Annotated in this window: 17 protein-coding genes; 5 read left to right on the top strand and 12 right to left on the bottom strand. The window is 32.2% G+C overall.

Features of this window, described 5'->3' with window-relative positions:
- Positions 1 to 30 precede the first annotated feature (30 nt).
- From ACJTHF_RS02970 to ACJTHF_RS03000, 7 genes are all read right to left on the bottom strand, one after another.
- A complete protein-coding gene (locus tag ACJTHF_RS02970; RefSeq protein WP_232156655.1) occupies positions 31 to 1,449 on the bottom strand; it encodes an MFS transporter in 1,419 nt (472 codons plus the stop codon).
- A 235-nt stretch (positions 1,450 to 1,684) separates the two neighbouring features.
- Positions 1,685 to 2,035, bottom strand: a complete 351-nt coding sequence (locus tag ACJTHF_RS02975) for a PTS glucitol/sorbitol transporter subunit IIA (protein ID WP_078355120.1) — start codon at positions 2,033 to 2,035, stop codon at positions 1,685 to 1,687.
- Positions 2,036 to 2,053: 18 nt separating this feature from the next.
- Positions 2,054 to 3,064 (bottom strand): PTS glucitol/sorbitol transporter subunit IIB, encoded by a 1,011-nt coding sequence (locus ACJTHF_RS02980; RefSeq protein ID WP_107603204.1) that lies wholly within the window; start codon positions 3,062 to 3,064, stop codon positions 2,054 to 2,056.
- An 11-nt stretch (positions 3,065 to 3,075) separates the two neighbouring features.
- Complete coding sequence (locus ACJTHF_RS02985) at positions 3,076 to 3,627, bottom strand: PTS glucitol/sorbitol transporter subunit IIC (protein ID WP_025905738.1); 552 nt, start codon at positions 3,625 to 3,627, stop codon at positions 3,076 to 3,078.
- Entirely contained in the window at positions 3,615 to 4,085 is a 471-nt protein-coding gene (locus tag ACJTHF_RS02990) for a transcriptional regulator GutM (protein WP_232156657.1), read from the bottom strand. The genes ACJTHF_RS02985 and ACJTHF_RS02990 overlap by 13 nt, the downstream gene beginning before the upstream one ends.
- A gap of 2 nt (positions 4,086 to 4,087) precedes the next feature.
- Positions 4,088 to 5,971, bottom strand: a complete 1,884-nt coding sequence (locus tag ACJTHF_RS02995) for a BglG family transcription antiterminator (protein ID WP_232156666.1) — start codon at positions 5,969 to 5,971, stop codon at positions 4,088 to 4,090.
- 27 nt (positions 5,972 to 5,998) lie between these two features.
- Complete coding sequence (locus ACJTHF_RS03000; protein WP_048541729.1) at positions 5,999 to 6,796, bottom strand: SDR family oxidoreductase; 798 nt, start codon at positions 6,794 to 6,796, stop codon at positions 5,999 to 6,001.
- 197 nt (positions 6,797 to 6,993) lie between these two features.
- On the opposite strand from ACJTHF_RS03000, the gene merA reads away from it, so the two are divergent.
- Together merA and ACJTHF_RS03010 are read left to right on the top strand one after the other, a co-directional pair.
- Positions 6,994 to 8,316 (top strand): hypothiocyanous acid reductase MerA, encoded by a 1,323-nt coding sequence (gene merA, locus ACJTHF_RS03005; RefSeq protein WP_407812518.1) that lies wholly within the window; start codon positions 6,994 to 6,996, stop codon positions 8,314 to 8,316.
- Between the two features lie 84 nt (positions 8,317 to 8,400).
- Positions 8,401 to 8,967, top strand: coding sequence for an ATP-dependent Clp protease proteolytic subunit (locus ACJTHF_RS03010; protein ID WP_048541725.1), 567 nt, complete (start codon positions 8,401 to 8,403; stop codon positions 8,965 to 8,967).
- A 255-nt stretch (positions 8,968 to 9,222) separates the two neighbouring features.
- Here the strand turns inward: ACJTHF_RS03010 and ACJTHF_RS03015 are convergent, their stop codons facing one another.
- Positions 9,223 to 9,837 carry a TetR/AcrR family transcriptional regulator gene (locus tag ACJTHF_RS03015; RefSeq protein WP_078355113.1) on the bottom strand — a complete coding sequence of 205 codons (615 nt, stop codon included), beginning with the start codon at positions 9,835 to 9,837 and terminating at the stop codon, positions 9,223 to 9,225.
- A gap of 159 nt (positions 9,838 to 9,996) precedes the next feature.
- Here ACJTHF_RS03015 and ACJTHF_RS03020 point away from each other — a divergent pair, with 159 nt between their 5' ends.
- The gene (locus tag ACJTHF_RS03020; RefSeq protein ID WP_232156739.1) at positions 9,997 to 11,292 is read left to right on the top strand and encodes an ABC transporter permease; all 1,296 of its coding nucleotides are present in this window, start codon (positions 9,997 to 9,999) and stop codon (positions 11,290 to 11,292) included.
- 228 nt (positions 11,293 to 11,520) lie between these two features.
- Here ACJTHF_RS03020 and mhqD read toward each other — a convergent pair whose 3' ends face one another.
- The 4 genes from mhqD to ACJTHF_RS03040 form a co-directional block, all read right to left on the bottom strand.
- A complete protein-coding gene (gene mhqD, locus ACJTHF_RS03025; protein WP_084755240.1) occupies positions 11,521 to 12,111 on the bottom strand; it encodes a methylhydroquinone degradation carboxylesterase MhqD in 591 nt (196 codons plus the stop codon).
- Between the two features lie 20 nt (positions 12,112 to 12,131).
- Entirely contained in the window at positions 12,132 to 12,737 is a 606-nt protein-coding gene (locus tag ACJTHF_RS03030) for a flavin reductase family protein (protein ID WP_078355110.1), read from the bottom strand.
- A gap of 20 nt (positions 12,738 to 12,757) precedes the next feature.
- Complete coding sequence (gene mhqE / locus ACJTHF_RS03035) at positions 12,758 to 13,720, bottom strand: ring-cleaving dioxygenase MhqE (protein ID WP_078355109.1); 963 nt, start codon at positions 13,718 to 13,720, stop codon at positions 12,758 to 12,760.
- Positions 13,721 to 13,792: 72 nt separating this feature from the next.
- Entirely contained in the window at positions 13,793 to 14,224 is a 432-nt protein-coding gene (locus ACJTHF_RS03040) for a MarR family winged helix-turn-helix transcriptional regulator (protein WP_048541713.1), read from the bottom strand.
- A gap of 217 nt (positions 14,225 to 14,441) precedes the next feature.
- On the opposite strand from ACJTHF_RS03040, the gene ACJTHF_RS03045 reads away from it, so the two are divergent.
- Together ACJTHF_RS03045 and ACJTHF_RS03050 are read left to right on the top strand one after the other, a co-directional pair.
- Positions 14,442 to 15,347, top strand: a complete 906-nt coding sequence (locus ACJTHF_RS03045) for a PLP-dependent cysteine synthase family protein (protein WP_078355108.1) — start codon at positions 14,442 to 14,444, stop codon at positions 15,345 to 15,347.
- Entirely contained in the window at positions 15,340 to 16,482 is a 1,143-nt protein-coding gene (locus ACJTHF_RS03050) for an aminotransferase class I/II-fold pyridoxal phosphate-dependent enzyme (RefSeq protein WP_232156742.1), read from the top strand. The genes ACJTHF_RS03045 and ACJTHF_RS03050 overlap by 8 nt, the downstream gene beginning before the upstream one ends.
- The last annotated feature ends 3 nt before the right edge of the window (positions 16,483 to 16,485 follow it).

Below are 16,485 nucleotides of genomic sequence, written 5' to 3' on the forward strand. Positions count from 1 at the left end.
CAAACGTCTTCGGCTTTCTTAATATCTACCTTAATCTGCTTTTACTTTACCTTTTTGTAATTCTTGTTCTGTCCACCATAATGCATCTTCAGAATTTTTAACGACATGTTCGTAATCTTTTTTAGAAGATACTGTTGGATATGATCCTTTTAATGCTTTGCCTGATGTTGTTTCAAACAGGAATAGTATCGTTACAAATCCTATAACACTTACAGCTGTTAAATAATAAGCTGGTGCTAATGGATTTTGTGTGACATGCACTAACCATGTTGAAACTAATGGTGTTGTACCACCAAATATTGAAACAGATACATTAAATGTAACGGCTAATGTACGGTAACGAACATCTGTATAGAAAATACTTGGTAATAAACTTGGCATTGCACCTTCATATGTTGATAAGAAGAAGCCAAGAATAAAGATACCTAATGAAATAAACATTAATTGGTTAAGTCCTATGAAATAGAACCCTAGCATTGAAAATGCTGTTAAACCAAATGTACCGAATAACACAACTTTTTTGTTACCGATTTTGTCACTTAAACGACCAAATATAAATGCTAATGGCACCATAATAACCATAACACTTGTAATAAGGATGGTACTAACTGTTGTTGAAATACCAATTACTTCGTCCAAGTATGACGGCATATATGAAAGTAACATGTAGTTTGTAATATTAAAGAACGCAACTGCTATAAAGCAAACGATAATATCTTTTTTGTGATTTTGAATAATTGAAATGAATGGTTCTGGTTTTTCATCATTCTCAGAAATATCATTTTCAAAAATTGGTGTTTCATCTAAATGTCTTCTTAAATAAAGTCCAACTAAACCAAGTGGTGCACCTAGAATGAATGGAATTCTCCAACCCCATGCTTGCATTTGTGCATCTGATAAACCAATAAATAATCCACTTGCTAATAACGAAGCTAAAATATAGCCACCTAAAGTACCAATTTCTAATCCACTACCTAAAGCACTTCTTCTATTGTCTGGAGAAGATTCTGCAATATATACCATTGCACCTGCATATTCCCCACCAGTTGAGAACCCTTGAATAATTCTCGCTAGTAATAATAAAATTGGTGCCCAAATACCTATTTGATCATAAGTAGGCAATAATCCAATTAATAACGTTGAAGCTGCCATCAATACGATAGTAGTTGTAAGAACAGTTTTTCGGCCAAGTTTATCTCCGATTCTACCAAATATAATACCACCAAGAGGTCTCATTAAGAACGCAATCGCAAATGTAGCGAAAGTAAAGACTAATTTCAGTTCATCATTTTCAACTGATGTAAAGAAATTCTTACTAATGATAATTGCTAAATAAGAATAAAGACCAAAGTCAAACCATTCCATAGCATTACCAATACCTGTAGCATAAACACTTTTTTTAGTTTGTTTCATATCTACAACATTTATTTTATTCTTGTTGAATTTCATGTTTTTATAAACACCCTTTCAATATAGTTATGTATACTACCATATTGAAAAATAAGCACAACTGTAATTTTACACTTTGTTGAGCGTTCACTTTTGTGAAAACCACCACAAACACATAAGTTTAGTAGCCTTATAAGTGGTCGACCAATTTTGTAATATTACTCATATTTCTTGGATGATTTTATAAAAAAACAGAAAAAAACTGATTTCAAAGCTTTTTTCTGTTCAAGTTATTTTACATGATTTCAATCTTTGAACCGACTTGAAGTGAAACAAGTGGTTTGTCTTCTAAATATAATGATCCAGATTGTTCTGCATTTGTACTTCCATCAAATTTTAAAGTAATATGCCCTAAATCATTTAAATTTTTATTTACTGCAGAACCGACTTTTGTAATTCCATATTCTGTTCCATCAATAACTAATTTGTTTGATTCAGTAATCTCATTTTCAACTCGATTAATATCAATAATGTAACAAAAATCTACTAATTCATCTGGTGCGTTATCACCGAATAATATAATCATCTTTTCTGCTTCAAATGCATTAGCATCTTTTCCTATTTTTTTAATCTCTGTTTGATACATATCATTTACTCTCCTTAATTATTTATATAAACCGAAGCTTGCTAACCAGGCGACGAACACCCTAGGTACACCGTTTAAGAACCTTGAATATAGAACAGATGGCACACCAACTTCAATCGTTTTAGTTTCTGCTTCTGCTAAACCTAAACCAACCGGAATAAAGTCTGCAGCATTTTGTGTATTTATTGCAAATAATGCTGGTAATGCTAAATGAGGAGGGATGTTACCTTTACCAATTTCAACACCAATAAGTGTTCCTAATACTTGACCGATAACGCCACCAGGTCCTAATAATGGACTTAAGAATGGTAATGAACATATAAGTCCAATAGCTAATAATCCCCAAATATTACCTGCTAATGGTGACATGAATTTAGCAAATAAATCTCCAATTCCTGATCCTTGAATAATACCAATTAGCAAAGCTACAAATCCCATAAATGGAATAATTGTATGTAACATCGTTTCTACTGCATCGCGTGCAGCTTGGTAGAAAGTATTGATTACTTTACCTGCACCTAAGCCAATTTTAGTTAAAAGTGATTTATTCTCTTGCTCTGCTCTTGTTTCCATAATTTTTTTATTCTTAGAATAAGTCGTTTTTTCTTCTGAAGTATCTGCAGAATTGTTAGAGTCAGTACGATTACCAGTAGAATTATTTTCTCCAGCTACTGTCACTTGATTAACATCCACGTTAGAAACATAAATTTCTTCAGTAATATATTGTCTTAATGGACCACTTTTACCAGTTGCCATTATATTTATTGTAGGGATACCTTTTTGAGGATATATACCACATCTCAAAGTTCCACCACAATCAATTACAGCAACCATGATCTCATCTTCAGGTACTGATGTTTCAAAACCATTAACTGGTGTTCCTCCAGTTATTTCACAAATTTTATCAACGATATCTGGTTTATGACCACCAGTAACATACATAACTTTATCTTTTTTACCTTCAATACCTATTTCTAATGGTCCGCCAAATCCACCTGAACCTTTTACAATTTTAGCTTTTTGACTCATTTTATGTCACCTCACCCTTCAAGTTTAACTTCAGTACTTAATTTAACTTTTTGTTGTTTCTCAACATAACTTGTTGTAAAGTCTGTTACCCATCCACCAATAAAGTTCATAACAAGACCAACTAGTAAATATCTAACTGCTAAATCTGTCATTGGTAATCCCAACTGTTGAATACCATTTGCAATCCCCATAAAAATAAATAACTCTGCTGGGTTTATATGTGGGAAAATACCATTACTTGTATGTGCAAATTGTGCAGCTGAAGCAAAATAACTTGGTTTATATTTTTCAGGCATAAATCTACCGAGCGAATGTACCATTGGATTTGCTAACATAAACGATCCTAGGAATGGTAATACCAAATATCTTAATAATGGGTTTTTAGATGATTTTTGAGCAATAATATTAATGCGGTGCTCCCCGATTAATTGAATTAAAGTATTCATTGCAATTAATAACATCAGAACGAGTGGTACAATTGTTGTCATCCAGTCTATAAATGTATCTGCACCTGTTTGAAATAACTTAATAAATCCTTCAGCTAACTTAACTATGAAGTCCATGATGATTTACTCCCTTCTTTTTTAAACATTCCATTTATTTTTTTAACTGCCTTTATCATTGGAGATGGTATCTTCTCAATTTCTCCTCCTGATTGAATGACGTTAAATGTATGTTGTGCGTCCAATATTGCTTTAATTAACAACTTGTTATATTTTTTCAAGTCTGTATCTCTTAATTTATTGATTTTAGAACCATCTAAACCTTTTAATTTTTTAAATTTAGAAAATACGGTTACCCCTTGCATATATCTCGCTTCTACTATTTCATTTCGATTATTTATTTGTAGTAAAACGAGTGTCCCAGCTTTAAAAATTGCTGGTCTTCTACCTATTGCTACACGCCCTTTTTCACGCATATTTGTATAATGCTTTGTAAAATTTTTAATTTGAAGTAGTCCTAATAAATACTGAATTACAAATCCAACAGCTAACATGATAATCAATATAATAAAAAACATAACTAACCTCCGATTTCTTTATTTAGTATATGTGCAAGCGATATATAATCCGTATCACAATTGATTTTTTCAATGATATAACTGTTAGCTGTAATTGCTAATATTTCTTCATATAACCGAATTAGTACCGCTTCATTACCTTCATTTTCTGGTGTTGCTACCATTACAATAATTTTTACATTTTCATAATCTAATAGAGGTTCATCTAATATACAAAACTTCACCCATATATCATTTAGACTGTGGCTAGTATGAGGGAAGCCTAATAAACCAGTTATGGTAGATTTATTATCTTCTCTTTCTAGGATTCTATTCGAAAAGCTAGAATCTACTTTCTCTTCATCAATCATTTCAAGTGATAAATAGCGAATGACATCTTTGTAGTTCATTCTTTTACTAATATGATAAACATCAGACTCATTTATAAAATCAACTAAAATACTATTATTAAATAATTGGCGATTATTAACATCTTTATATATTAGAAACTGCTCTATCTTAAGTTTCAAAGCTTGCTCATCTAAAATATTGTCTACATATATAATTTTATTAAATAATCTATTACTTTTTATTGTTGAAACTACTAAATCAAATTGATCTATATCATTCAATTGAATTTGATTTTCATTTATTACTTTCACTTGAATATCTTTACCAAAGATTCTTTCTAGTTGAACTGTGACCAATTTTCCACTACTTAATCCCTGGTCTGTTATAAACGCAATCGTCTTTATTTCTTTTAACTTTTGTTCTAATTGCTGCAAGTAAACACTAAAATAAATTGATAAAAATCCAAGTTCATTTAAAGGAACTTCTATATCTAATTCTTTTTCAATATTTTCTGCAAGTACCTTTGATAATTCATAAGCAAATGGATATCTCTTTTTAACCTCATCTATTAAATCATTATGAATATTAATTTCGAATATGAGTCTATTAATAAGATATTTGATATGGAGTTTTATATCATTACTGAACAGTTGCTCATCTATTTTTATAGTGTAGTAAAAGTTAATGTCTTTAATAGTATTTTCAATAATACTATTAAGTATTGTCTGATCTTGTTCATTTATCATTTCATCAATAATTGAAGCTCTCCTACCTATAATTTGAAAAACGATTAGTAAAATTTCTAGATTTGGAAATACAACTTCATAATGCTTCTCAATATAATCCTTTATATCACTAACAACTTTGAAGTCTTCCGAATCATAAACTCTCTCGTCTATTTGAACATTTTGTTGAATATTAAATCCTTCGTCTAACCTAGTTAATATGACCTGTATAGAAAGTCTTAACCTTCTATAACTAGTAGCGTCTAAGTTAAACTTCTCTTGAATATTTTTTAATATTTCATTTATACGTTCTGGTAAAATAGTACTTTTGTATTGATTTGGAAAACATTCAATCAATACTTTCCTTATTTCAATTTCAGTACCTTCGATTCTGAGTCCTACATTTTGAGTACCTTTAATTTCAACTTTGTAATTTTTTAATATATTTTTTATTTCTATCAAAGTATTATTAACGATACTTTTACTCAAATATAGCTCTTCAGCAATATCATCGATTGTGCAAATACCATTATTCAATAAATAATTAAAAACACTTTCCTCTCTAGCTTCTACTTCATGAATGCTTTTATTTATATTATTTTTTAGTTTTTGTAAAATATTAAAGAATACTGATTCATCTAATACAATCATCGATATTTCATGGTGATCTTTAATAATACTAATTGAGCCACCAAAATGTGTAAGTAATTGATTAATATAGTTAGATAAGGTTCTTTGAGATATAGAAAGTTGGTGGGCAAGTTTATCAGTTGATATATGTTCTTTCTGCAATACTTCTATTACTAATAAATGTTTTTTATTCAATAACATAACTTCCCCACCTTTCTATCTCTTAATTTAACCTCTTGATTTACCACCAGAAATGTTAATTGTTGTTCCCGTAATATAGCTCGATTTATCTGAGCTTAAATAACAAACTAAATCAGCTACTTCTTTTAATTCTCCAACTCTTCTTAACGGTATAGATTTTGAATAATCACCATTAAGCTTATCGACAGTTGTATTTCTACTATAAGCTAATGCTTCCTCATATTGTTTAGTTCGTAATCCAGTTTCTTCTAATATTCCTGGAGCAATTGCTACAACTTTAATATTATATTTACCTAATTCTTTAGCCCAACTTCTTGTAAATCCGATTAATGCGGCTTTTGTAGCAGAATATATACTTTGACCTTCTGAGCCTTCTTGACCAGCTTCACTCGCAATATTAACAATAATGCCTTTATTATTTTTGACGAATTGTCTACCTACTTCTTGGCTAAATAATATGGGTCCTTTTAAATTCACACCAAACATTAAATCTAAATCTTTCATATTTATTTCGTATTCTGGTTTTTCACCTTTAACATCCACTAATAATCTAGGTAAGTTTATGCCTGCATTATTAACGAGTACATCAATTTGAGATTGCTCTTCTAAAATTTGACTAACTGTACTTTGAACCGCCTCTTCATCTGTAACATCCGTTTGAATAAAATAATAATGTTCATTATCAATTGGATTATCTTTTAAATCTACATTATATACAATTGCACCATTTTCTAATAGAGAATTCACAATCTGTCTACCGATTCCAGATGTTCCACCTGTAACAATTATGACTTTACGTTCTATCTCTAACCAATTATTAGACATATCTTTTGCCTCCTATGTAATTTGTAAATTCATTATAGTATTAAACGCTTTCATAATTAATTTGGATTTTTATGCATAAATTTGAAAACGTTAAAATAATAGAAGTTTTGTTATCTCATATTGAAGCATCTTACACAGATTTACATTCCTAAAAACGTTATACTAAACATAAATCATCACAAATGGAGGTTTTGTAAATGAAACGATTTGATATGTTGATTATTGGTTTTGGTAAGGCTGGTAAGACGCTTGCTAAAGATTTTGCAGGGCAAGGTCAGAAGGTCGCGGTTATTGAGCAGGATTCAAATATGTATGGTGGTACGTGTATCAATGTTGGTTGTATTCCGAGTAAGACATTACTCCACCAGAGCCTGGAACATCATTCGTTTTCTGAAGCGATGAATCGTAAGAAAGATGTCGTTGCTGCTTTAAATAAGAAGAATTTTAACAATCTTAATTCTGATGACAATATCGAAGTGTACACTTATAAAGCACATTTTAAAGATAACCATACGGTATTACTTTTAAATGAATCTAATGAAACAGTTGAAACGATTCAAGCGGATAAGATTATCATTAATACGGGTACGCGTTCAAATATTCCAGAAATAGAAGGTATTGAGACTACTGAAAATATTTATGATTCTAAAGGCATAATGTCATTAGATCACTTACCTGAAACACTTGTCATTATTGGTGCTGGTTATATTGCATTAGAATTTGCGACAATCTTTTCAAGATTGGGCAGTAAAATTAAAATCGTCCATCCTCGTAAGCATGTATTAGTAACTGAAGATAAAGATATTGCTTCTCTTATTTATGACGAAATCGTCCGTCAAGATATTGAATTTATTGATGAAGCTGAAGTAACAGCCTTCTCTACTGAAAAAAATCGTCCCGTTGTGCATACTTCTCAAGGCGATATAACTAGGGATGCGGTATTACTTGCGACTGGTCGTGTGCCTAATACTGATTTAGCTTTAGAAAATACAGATATCGAACTTGGAGATAAAGGTGAAATTAAAGTTAATGAACATCTACAAACTTCTGTAGACCATATTTATGCTGTCGGAGATGTTAAAGGCGGTCCTCAATTTACTTATATTTCATTAGACGATTACCGTATTGTTAAAGACCATTTAGTTGGCAAACAGCACCGCACAACAGAAAATAGAGGATATGTGCCTTACACAGTATTTCTAGATCCTCCACTTTCAAGAATTGGCTACACTGCAAGTAAAGCTAAGAAAAATGGTCACAATATTTTAGAAGGTCAAATTGAAGTGAAGAATATCCCTCGCCATAAAATTAATCATGATGACAGAGGTTTATTTAAAGTTGTTGTAGATGCTGATAGTCAGCTCATTCTAGGTGGAAGTCTTTATGGTAAAGAATCTGAAGAATTGATTAACATTCTGAAACTTGCAATGGATCAACAAATTCCATATACCATTTTAAGAGATAACATATATACGCACCCTACAATGTCAGAATCATTTAACGATTTATTTAATATTTAAATTTAGTCAAAATAGGTCAAATTATTTGAAATCAAAATCGCACTCGTTCACAATAGTATTATCAATCATTATAGGAGTGATTTCATGTCTGAAGAAAAACATAACGAAAAAGATATACTTACTGAAAAATTATTAGAAACACGTACTGTTATTATTACCGGGGAAATCAATGATAAAGTGGCAAAAGAAGTCGGTAATCAACTATTACTATTAGAAGCAATGAGTGATGAACCTATTAATCTATTTATTTCAAGCCAAGGCGGTCATGTAGATTCAGGTTATTACATTCATGATATGATTAATTTCGTTAAACCAGAAGTTAATATTATCGGTTCTGGTTGGGTAGTAAGTGCGGGCGTTATTATTTATTTAGCTGGCAAAAAAGAAAATCGCTACAGTTTACCTAATACAAGATTCATGATTCATCAGCCTTCTGGCGGTGTACAAGGTCAATCTGTTGAAATGGAAATCACAGCTAAAGAAATTATTCGTACAAGACATAAAATTAATGAATTAATCGCAAGAGAAACTGGCCAAGATATTGAAAAAGTAGAAAAAGACACTGGCCGTGACTACTGGTTAAGCACACAAGAAGCAAAAGACTATGGGTTTATCAATAAAATCATTAAATCTCGCGATGAAATAAAATAAAGAAATAAGAAAGGCAGGGGCTAAGATAGCCCCTGCCTTTTCTATATTCATATAATGTGAATGGATTGTATTGAGTGGATGACTGTGCGTTATGCCTCTATTTTGTTCCCTAGCGCACGATATCTCTTAGTCTTCGTGCGTTATGCCTCTATTTTGTTCCCTAGCGCACGATATCTTACAGTCTTCGTGCGCACAATCCAGTAGATTCTCTACCATCTACCGATTATATTCATCTCATGATTATTTTCTTCTATATTACTTAATATTCTCATCTACCATACGTTTCATAATAGACAATGGTCCAGTTGATGCGATTGTTGAGACATAATTTACGAGTTCTTCTACAGATACACGATTTTCATCTGATACCCAATATTTGATCATCGACATCATTGAACCAACTACATAACTTAAGTAGTAATTTTCTGGAATGCCAAATACATTATCCTTATTACCTATTAAATGCTTAATATTACTTCTCACTATATCTGCTAATTGTTCTTCGATTTGACTTTTACGTTCTAAGTTCAGAATCACTTGATAAAATTCCATATTTTGCTCAATATGTGTAATAACATTTTTAATGACTTTATTCGCAAATTCTTCAATAAAACGATCACTCGTCTTAGTGGATAAATCCATCTTCCGTATATCTACATATCCTTTAATTTCTTCAATTTGTTCATTTTCCATTTCATCTAACAATGCATATTTATCTTCATAATTTAAATAAAAGGTTCCTCTATTAACATCTGCTAAATCTGAAATTTGTTGTATCGTAATACGATCAAGGTTATTTTCTGTTAACAACTGAATAAAAGCTTGTTTAATTGCTCTTTTACTTTTTCTTACGCGTCGATCTTCTGCCATTTTAAACCAATCTCCTTATTTTAATGAACATTTTTTATGTTTTTGTTGATTAATAAACATATCGTAAGCAATTGACGATTGTAACTATCTTAAATTCTATTATAATAAACAATGTTATTAATAATCAACACAATGTTCATTAATAAAGGAGGAAAAAATATGAATATTTTCAAAAAGAAACTTTTTTGGATGACACCTATTCTAGTAATCGTCATACTATTATTATTAGCGATTGCTTTTATTCCAGCATATAATCCAGAACCTAAATCAGTACCAATTGCAATTGTGAATCAAGATAAGGGTACAACAATGCAAGACAAAGATGTCAATATCGGGAAAACTTTTGCAGATAAAATTAAAGACAATAAAGATTTATCAGACAAAGTTGAATGGGTAGATGTAGATAGTAAGAAAGATTTAAAACAAGGCTTCAAAGACAACAAATATTATGGGGCATTAATTTTAGATGAAAATCTTTCAAAAGATTCTATGAGTAAAGTTCAAAAGACAGTTCAAGAGGCAAAAATTAAAGAAATGCAGTCACAAATGAAAGAAAAAATTGAAAGTGGACAAATTCCACCTGAACAAGCTAAAAAAATGCAAGAACAAAACAAAGTTGAACCTGTTAAAGTTAAACAAGGACAAGTTGAGATTATCGTTAACGAAGGTGCAAGCATGCAAGGTGCACAACTCGCGAATACAATGTTAACGACTATCGGCGATCAACTAAATACACAAATTTCTAAACAAGGTATCCAAACTTTAGATAAAATGGATGTCGACGTTTCAGCTTCAGATATTCAAGGTATCACAAATCCAATTAAAGTGGATAAAACAAACATGAACGCTGTTAAATCACATCAAGCTAACGGAAACTTACCACTCTTAATGTTCACACCAGTATGGTTAGCATCATTAGTTGGCTCAGTTGTTCTATTCTTCTCATTCAGAACAAGTAATAATATCACAATTAAAGACCGAATTATCGCTTCACTTGGCCAATTAGGCGGCGCTATTGTTACAGCATTAATCGGTGGATTTGGATATATTTACTTTATGACGCACGTATTAAATGTAACAATTCATGAACCAATTAAAATAGGTTTATATATTTCAATCGCGATCCTTGCTTTCATCAGTCTAATCTTAGGATTTATGACATGGTTGGGTGTCAAAGCTATTCCATTATTTATGGTATTGTTATTCTTTAGTTTGCAACTCATAATGTTACCAACACAAATGTTGCCACAATTTTATCAAGACTATATGATTGGATGGAATCCATTTAGACATTATGCAGAAACATTAAGAGGACTATTGTATTTACACCACGATATCGAACTTAATAGTACAATGTGGATGTTTATAGGCTTTATCATCTTCGGTGGTGTATCATCTATATCAGCTGCTATCCTTAGAAAACATAGCGGAAAAAGAACAGAAGTACCATCATAAAATATAAAAATCTCATGTGACTGAATCATTCAGTGCCACATGAGATTTTTTATTATGTTACTTTTTCTCTTTGAATCCTTGCGATTTTGCGTGCTAACGATCTTGTTTTGTTTTTTTGAACGTTAGAAATTCTAACGATCTTGTTTTCTACTCTTGATCGTTAGCCACTCCCTACTACTACTCCCCCTCACACAAGAAAAGACCAGCTCGGTTGAGCTGGTCTTCTTTTTATAATATTTCTCTTGCTTTAAGTACCGCTTCTTGCGTAATTTCATGACTGTTAACCCATGCTTCTGTCACTGTTGCGTTACGTTCTTTAAATATTTCTATCACGCGCTCGCTTTGTGCGTTTGTAACGATTGGATCTCTTGCCCCCATTGATAAAAAGACATTAAAATGAGATAAATCTTTATGATTATTTTCTAAATCTAATGGATAAAGTGGTGCAAAGAGTAATGCTTTTTGAAATGGTGTTTGTTCTCTTAATATGAGATTAATCGCCATATTAGAACCATTAGAGAATCCTACTGGAATAACATCTTCTAAGTTAAAGCCATATTCTTTAGATGATGCTTCTATAAATTGATACAGTTCTTGTCCTCTATATTCTAAATCTTCTAAGTCATATTGCCCTTCTCCGAGTCTTTTGAAATATCTAGCCATACCATTTTCAGATACTTCACCTTTAACACTCAAAATACTATAAGTCGGATCAAGCATTTCTGCTAATGGTAATAAATCTCTTTCATCTCCACCTGTTCCGTGAAGTAATAGAAATACTGGTTTACCTTGTGCACCTTGTTTAAATATATGTTTCATATTTACTATCTCCCATCATATTATGGTCTTTCGATTGTGAATGTGTGTCCGATTTCTGCATAATCATTCCCGGCAAGTCTACTTACCGCATTGAGCGCTTCTTTATTAATATAGCCATCATTATAGATACGCTCGTCAAAATGATAATACTTCACTTCTAGCAATAATAAATCTGAAATAGGTTGTCCGTCTTTTTCAATTACAATATCATCATATAGAACCGCTTCAAATCGAACTTTACTTTGCTTTAAGCCTTTCACAGAAACTTCAACTGAATCTACTGTTTCAAAATTCGTACGTTCGAGTTCACTCTCTTCATGACTTAACAAAGCTGCTGTTTGATTCGCATCACTCACATTATCTGTATCTACAATATGCACGACCGCTTCTTTATTCTGAACGATATTTCGTGCAGTATCTTTCATTTCACCATTCACTCTTTGTACTGCAACGGAAAGAATCGGTGGGTCTGAAGATACAACATTGAAAAAGCTAAACGGCGCTATATTCAATACGTTATCATCTGATTCTGTCGTTACTAATGCAATTGGTCTAGGAATAATAGATCCTATTAACAATTTATAGTTTTCTTTTTGCGATAAGACTTCTGGTCGTATCTCCTTCATCTTAGCCACACCTTTTCTTATTAATGTTTTCTACTAGTATCAAAAGCTTTAATTTCAGATTCAATGTAGTCACGTTTTGCTTCTAAGAATGGTGGTAATGCAAGACTTTCACCTAAAGTTTCATAAGGTTCATCTCCCATAAATCCTGGACCATCAGTTGATACTTCAATAAGAATATGACCGATTCTTGCGTATAGCGCTTCAAAATAATATCTATCGACATTACCTGAGTTACCAATACGAAGTTCGTTATATTTTTCTTCCCATGCTTTAATCGCTTCATGGTCTTTCAATCTGAATGATACATGATGTACTTCACCGTAACCTTGTCTTGCTTCAGGACCTTGGTCGTCTTTTCTCAAAATAACTTGACCACCGTTACCGCCTTCACCAACTTCTAACAATGTTACGTTATCTTCTTCAATAATTGGTTTCATACCGTAAACTTGTTTCAGTACAGATTTGAAATCTTCATAATAGCTCACTGTAATTTCAATTGGTCCTAAACCATAAATCGCTTTATCTTTAGGTACTGGACCATTTTTCCAAGGAGTACCTGGTTTAACACCTTCATTTAATTCATCTGAAATTAATTGATATCTTTGGCCATCTTCTTCTTCAAAAGGTAATACCTTTTTACCGAATAGATCTTGGATACCATCATGTTTAACGCCAAATTCTTCAAAGCGATTTAAATAATATTCAAGCGCTGCATCGTTTGGCACTCTGAATGCTGCACGGCTAATTGAATTTGTACCACGACTACCTTTCGGGTTATTTGGAAAATCAAAGAATGTCATGTCTGTACCTGGAGACCCTTGATCATCTGCGAAAAATGTATGGTACGTATATATATCATCTTGGTTTACTGTTTTCTTAACTAAACGCATACCTAGTACTTGTGTGAAAAATTCATAGTTTCTTACTGCATCATTTGTCATTGCAGTTACGTGATGGATACCGATAAGTTCTGGTTTACTCATTATAGTTTCCTTCTTTCTTTATTTTTATTTCGAATTCGAAATAATAAGTTGTAAAAAAATTTGCGCTATCCCCTACTCAGTAGAATTTGCGCTTATTTTTTTAAGTGCTCTACGAAAAATCGCAAGCTCTTCGTCATCTAATATCGAAAATGCTTTTTCAATTGTTTCGGCATGTTGTGGAAAAATACGTTCCATCAATTCATGACCACTTTCAGTCAGAACAGCATACATAATACGTTTATCTTGCTCATCTTGTCGACGTGTTACATATCCTTTCTTAACAAGTTGATCGATGACGTAAGTTGTACTGCTGCTTGCGATTAAAATGCGTTGTTTTACTTTTTGAATAGGCTGATCACCTTTATGATACAAAAGTTCCATTACAGCAAATTCAGTAATATTTAAACCGTAGTTTTTCATATCTTGTTTAACAATACGATCTAACGTATCATTTGTACGTTTTATACCTACTAGCGCTTTTAATGATTCTTTCGTTCTATCCATGTTCATCACCTATTCAAATATTATTTCGATTTCGAGATAACTATAACGCCCTTACTAATAAATGTCAACAGTTTTGAGTATAAAAAATATACTAACTTTGTTTTTATTATATTTTCAATATTCTAACAAATTTAATTTAGTTGATTTTTAATAATGTTTAACCTATAATTCTTATTGAAAAACTAAGGTATTTATTAATTTATATTGGGGTAATGGGATGAAAGCATTCGATTTAATCGGGAATACACCACTTGTCTTATTGGAACATTACAGTACAGACAACGTGAAAATATTTGCGAAATTAGAAAGTTATAACTTAGGTGGCAGCATTAAAGATCGACTAGGCAAGCACTTGATAGAACATGCACTAGCTGAAGGTAATATTCATTCTGGAGATACGATAGTTGAAGCCACTGCCGGTAACACAGGTATAGGACTTGCTATCGTAGCGAACCATTACAATATTAACTGCGTTATCTTTGCACCTGAAGGCTTTTCTGAAGAAAAAATGAATATCATGAAAGCTTTAGGGGCAGAAGTAAGAAGAACACCACGTTCTGAAGGTATGTTAGGTGCCCGTCAACAAGCACAGTCCTACGCTGAACAATACGGCGCTTATTATATCAATCAATTTGAAAATGAAGAAAATCCACAAGCATATATTCATACTTTAGCGACAGAAATTCTTGAACAATGTCGAGACATCACACATTTGATTGCTGGCGCTGGTTCTGGCGGAACTTTTACAGGAATAGCTTCAGTCATGAAAGAACATCAAGTACGAAATATCATTGTAGAACCTGAAGGAAGCATTCTTGCTGGTGGCGAAGCGCATGCTCACGATACTGAAGGTATTGGCGTTGAAAAGTGGCCACCATTTCTAAAGCGAGATTTAATCGATGATATTAAAGTCATTTCGGATCGAGATGCATTTACAAATGTATCAGGTCTTGCACTAAATGAGGGTATTCTTGCTGGTAGTTCATCAGGCGCAGCATTACAAGCAGCAATTGACCTTTCAAAACAAATCGAACAAGGACATATCGTCGTCATTTTCCCTGATGGCAGTGATAGATATATGTCTAAAAATATATTTAATTATGGAGGAAAAGATTATGAATAAAAAAACATTACTCATCCATGGTGGTAAAACAACAGATGCATATACAGGTGCGGTAACAACACCAATTTATCAAACAAGCACTTATGAACAAGACGGAATCGGAAATTTAAGACAAGGTTATGAATATTCAAGAACAGCTAACCCTACTCGTTCGGCATTAGAAACATTAATTGCGGATTTAGAACACGGTACAAATGGTTATGCTTTCGGTTCTGGTATGGCAGCAATCTCAGCAGTCATCATGTTATTAGACAAAGGTGACCATATTTTAATTAATTCAGATGTATACGGTGGTACTTACCGCGCATTAACAAAAGTATTCTCTCGCTTCGGTATTGAATTTGATTTTATCAATACAACTGATGTAAGCAATATCGAATCTTCTATTAAAGACACAACTAAAATGTTATTTATCGAAACACCATCAAATCCGTTACTTCAAGTAACAGATATTAAAGCAGCAAGTGACATCGCTAAAAAACATGACATGTTAACTGTTGTAGATAATACATTTATGACACCTTATTACCAAAATCCATTAGACTTAGGTGCTGATATTGTTCTTCACTCAGCTACTAAATACTTAGGCGGACATAGTGATGTTGTTTCAGGTTTAGTTGTAACAGCAAACGAAAGCCTTGGAGACAGAATTGGTTTCATCCAAAATTCAACTGGTGGTATTTTAGGGCCTCAAGATAGTTATTTATTAACACGTGGTATCAAAACATTAGGTTTAAGAGTAGAACAAATTAATAGGAACGTTAAAGAAGTCGTAGCATTATTAAACAAACATGAAAATGTTGTTAAAACAATTCATCCATTAAACGAAGACCATGTGAATCGCGACATTCACTTCAAACAAGCTTCAGGATACCCAGGTATTATTTCATTTGAAGTCGCTGATGTAGAAAAAGCAAAAGAAGTGATTAAACATACAAAATTATTCACATTAGCAGAAAGCTTAGGCGCAGTAGAAAGTTTAATTTCAGTACCAAGTCTTATGACACATGCATCAATACCAGCAGAAATTCGTCATAAAGAAGGTATCGCAGACGGCATGATCCGTTTATCTATAGGTATAGAAGATACAGAAGACTTAGTAGAAGACTTAAACCAAGCATTAAATCAAATATAATAA

This window comes from Mammaliicoccus sp. RAM2 (genome assembly GCF_045897195.1).
Classification (GTDB): Bacteria; Bacillota; Bacilli; order Staphylococcales; family Staphylococcaceae; genus Mammaliicoccus; species Mammaliicoccus sciuri.

Coding starts and splice junctions, on each gene's coding strand:
- merA (WP_407812518.1), top strand. CDS start 6,994: ATGAAACGATTTGATATGTTGATTATTGGTTTTGGTAAGGCTGGTAAG.
- ACJTHF_RS03020 (WP_232156739.1), top strand. CDS start 9,997: ATGAATATTTTCAAAAAGAAACTTTTTTGGATGACACCTATTCTAGTA.
- mhqE (WP_078355109.1), bottom strand. CDS start 13,720: ATGAGTAAACCAGAACTTATCGGTATCCATCACGTAACTGCAATGACA.
- ACJTHF_RS03050 (WP_232156742.1), top strand. CDS start 15,340: ATGAATAAAAAAACATTACTCATCCATGGTGGTAAAACAACAGATGCA.
- ACJTHF_RS03045 (WP_078355108.1), top strand. CDS start 14,442: ATGAAAGCATTCGATTTAATCGGGAATACACCACTTGTCTTATTGGAA.
- ACJTHF_RS02970 (WP_232156655.1), bottom strand. CDS start 1,449: ATGAAATTCAACAAGAATAAAATAAATGTTGTAGATATGAAACAAACT.
- ACJTHF_RS03015 (WP_078355113.1), bottom strand. CDS start 9,837: ATGGCAGAAGATCGACGCGTAAGAAAAAGTAAAAGAGCAATTAAACAA.
- ACJTHF_RS02995 (WP_232156666.1), bottom strand. CDS start 5,971: ATGTTATTGAATAAAAAACATTTATTAGTAATAGAAGTATTGCAGAAA.
- mhqD (WP_084755240.1), bottom strand. CDS start 12,111: ATGAAACATATATTTAAACAAGGTGCACAAGGTAAACCAGTATTTCTA.
- ACJTHF_RS03030 (WP_078355110.1), bottom strand. CDS start 12,737: ATGAAGGAGATACGACCAGAAGTCTTATCGCAAAAAGAAAACTATAAA.
- ACJTHF_RS02980 (WP_107603204.1), bottom strand. CDS start 3,064: ATGAGTCAAAAAGCTAAAATTGTAAAAGGTTCAGGTGGATTTGGCGGA.
- ACJTHF_RS03040 (WP_048541713.1), bottom strand. CDS start 14,224: ATGGATAGAACGAAAGAATCATTAAAAGCGCTAGTAGGTATAAAACGT.
- ACJTHF_RS03000 (WP_048541729.1), bottom strand. CDS start 6,796: ATGTCTAATAATTGGTTAGAGATAGAACGTAAAGTCATAATTGTTACA.
- ACJTHF_RS03010 (WP_048541725.1), top strand. CDS start 8,401: ATGTCTGAAGAAAAACATAACGAAAAAGATATACTTACTGAAAAATTA.
- ACJTHF_RS02990 (WP_232156657.1), bottom strand. CDS start 4,085: ATGTTTTTTATTATATTGATTATCATGTTAGCTGTTGGATTTGTAATT.
- ACJTHF_RS02975 (WP_078355120.1), bottom strand. CDS start 2,035: ATGTATCAAACAGAGATTAAAAAAATAGGAAAAGATGCTAATGCATTT.
- ACJTHF_RS02985 (WP_025905738.1), bottom strand. CDS start 3,627: ATGGACTTCATAGTTAAGTTAGCTGAAGGATTTATTAAGTTATTTCAA.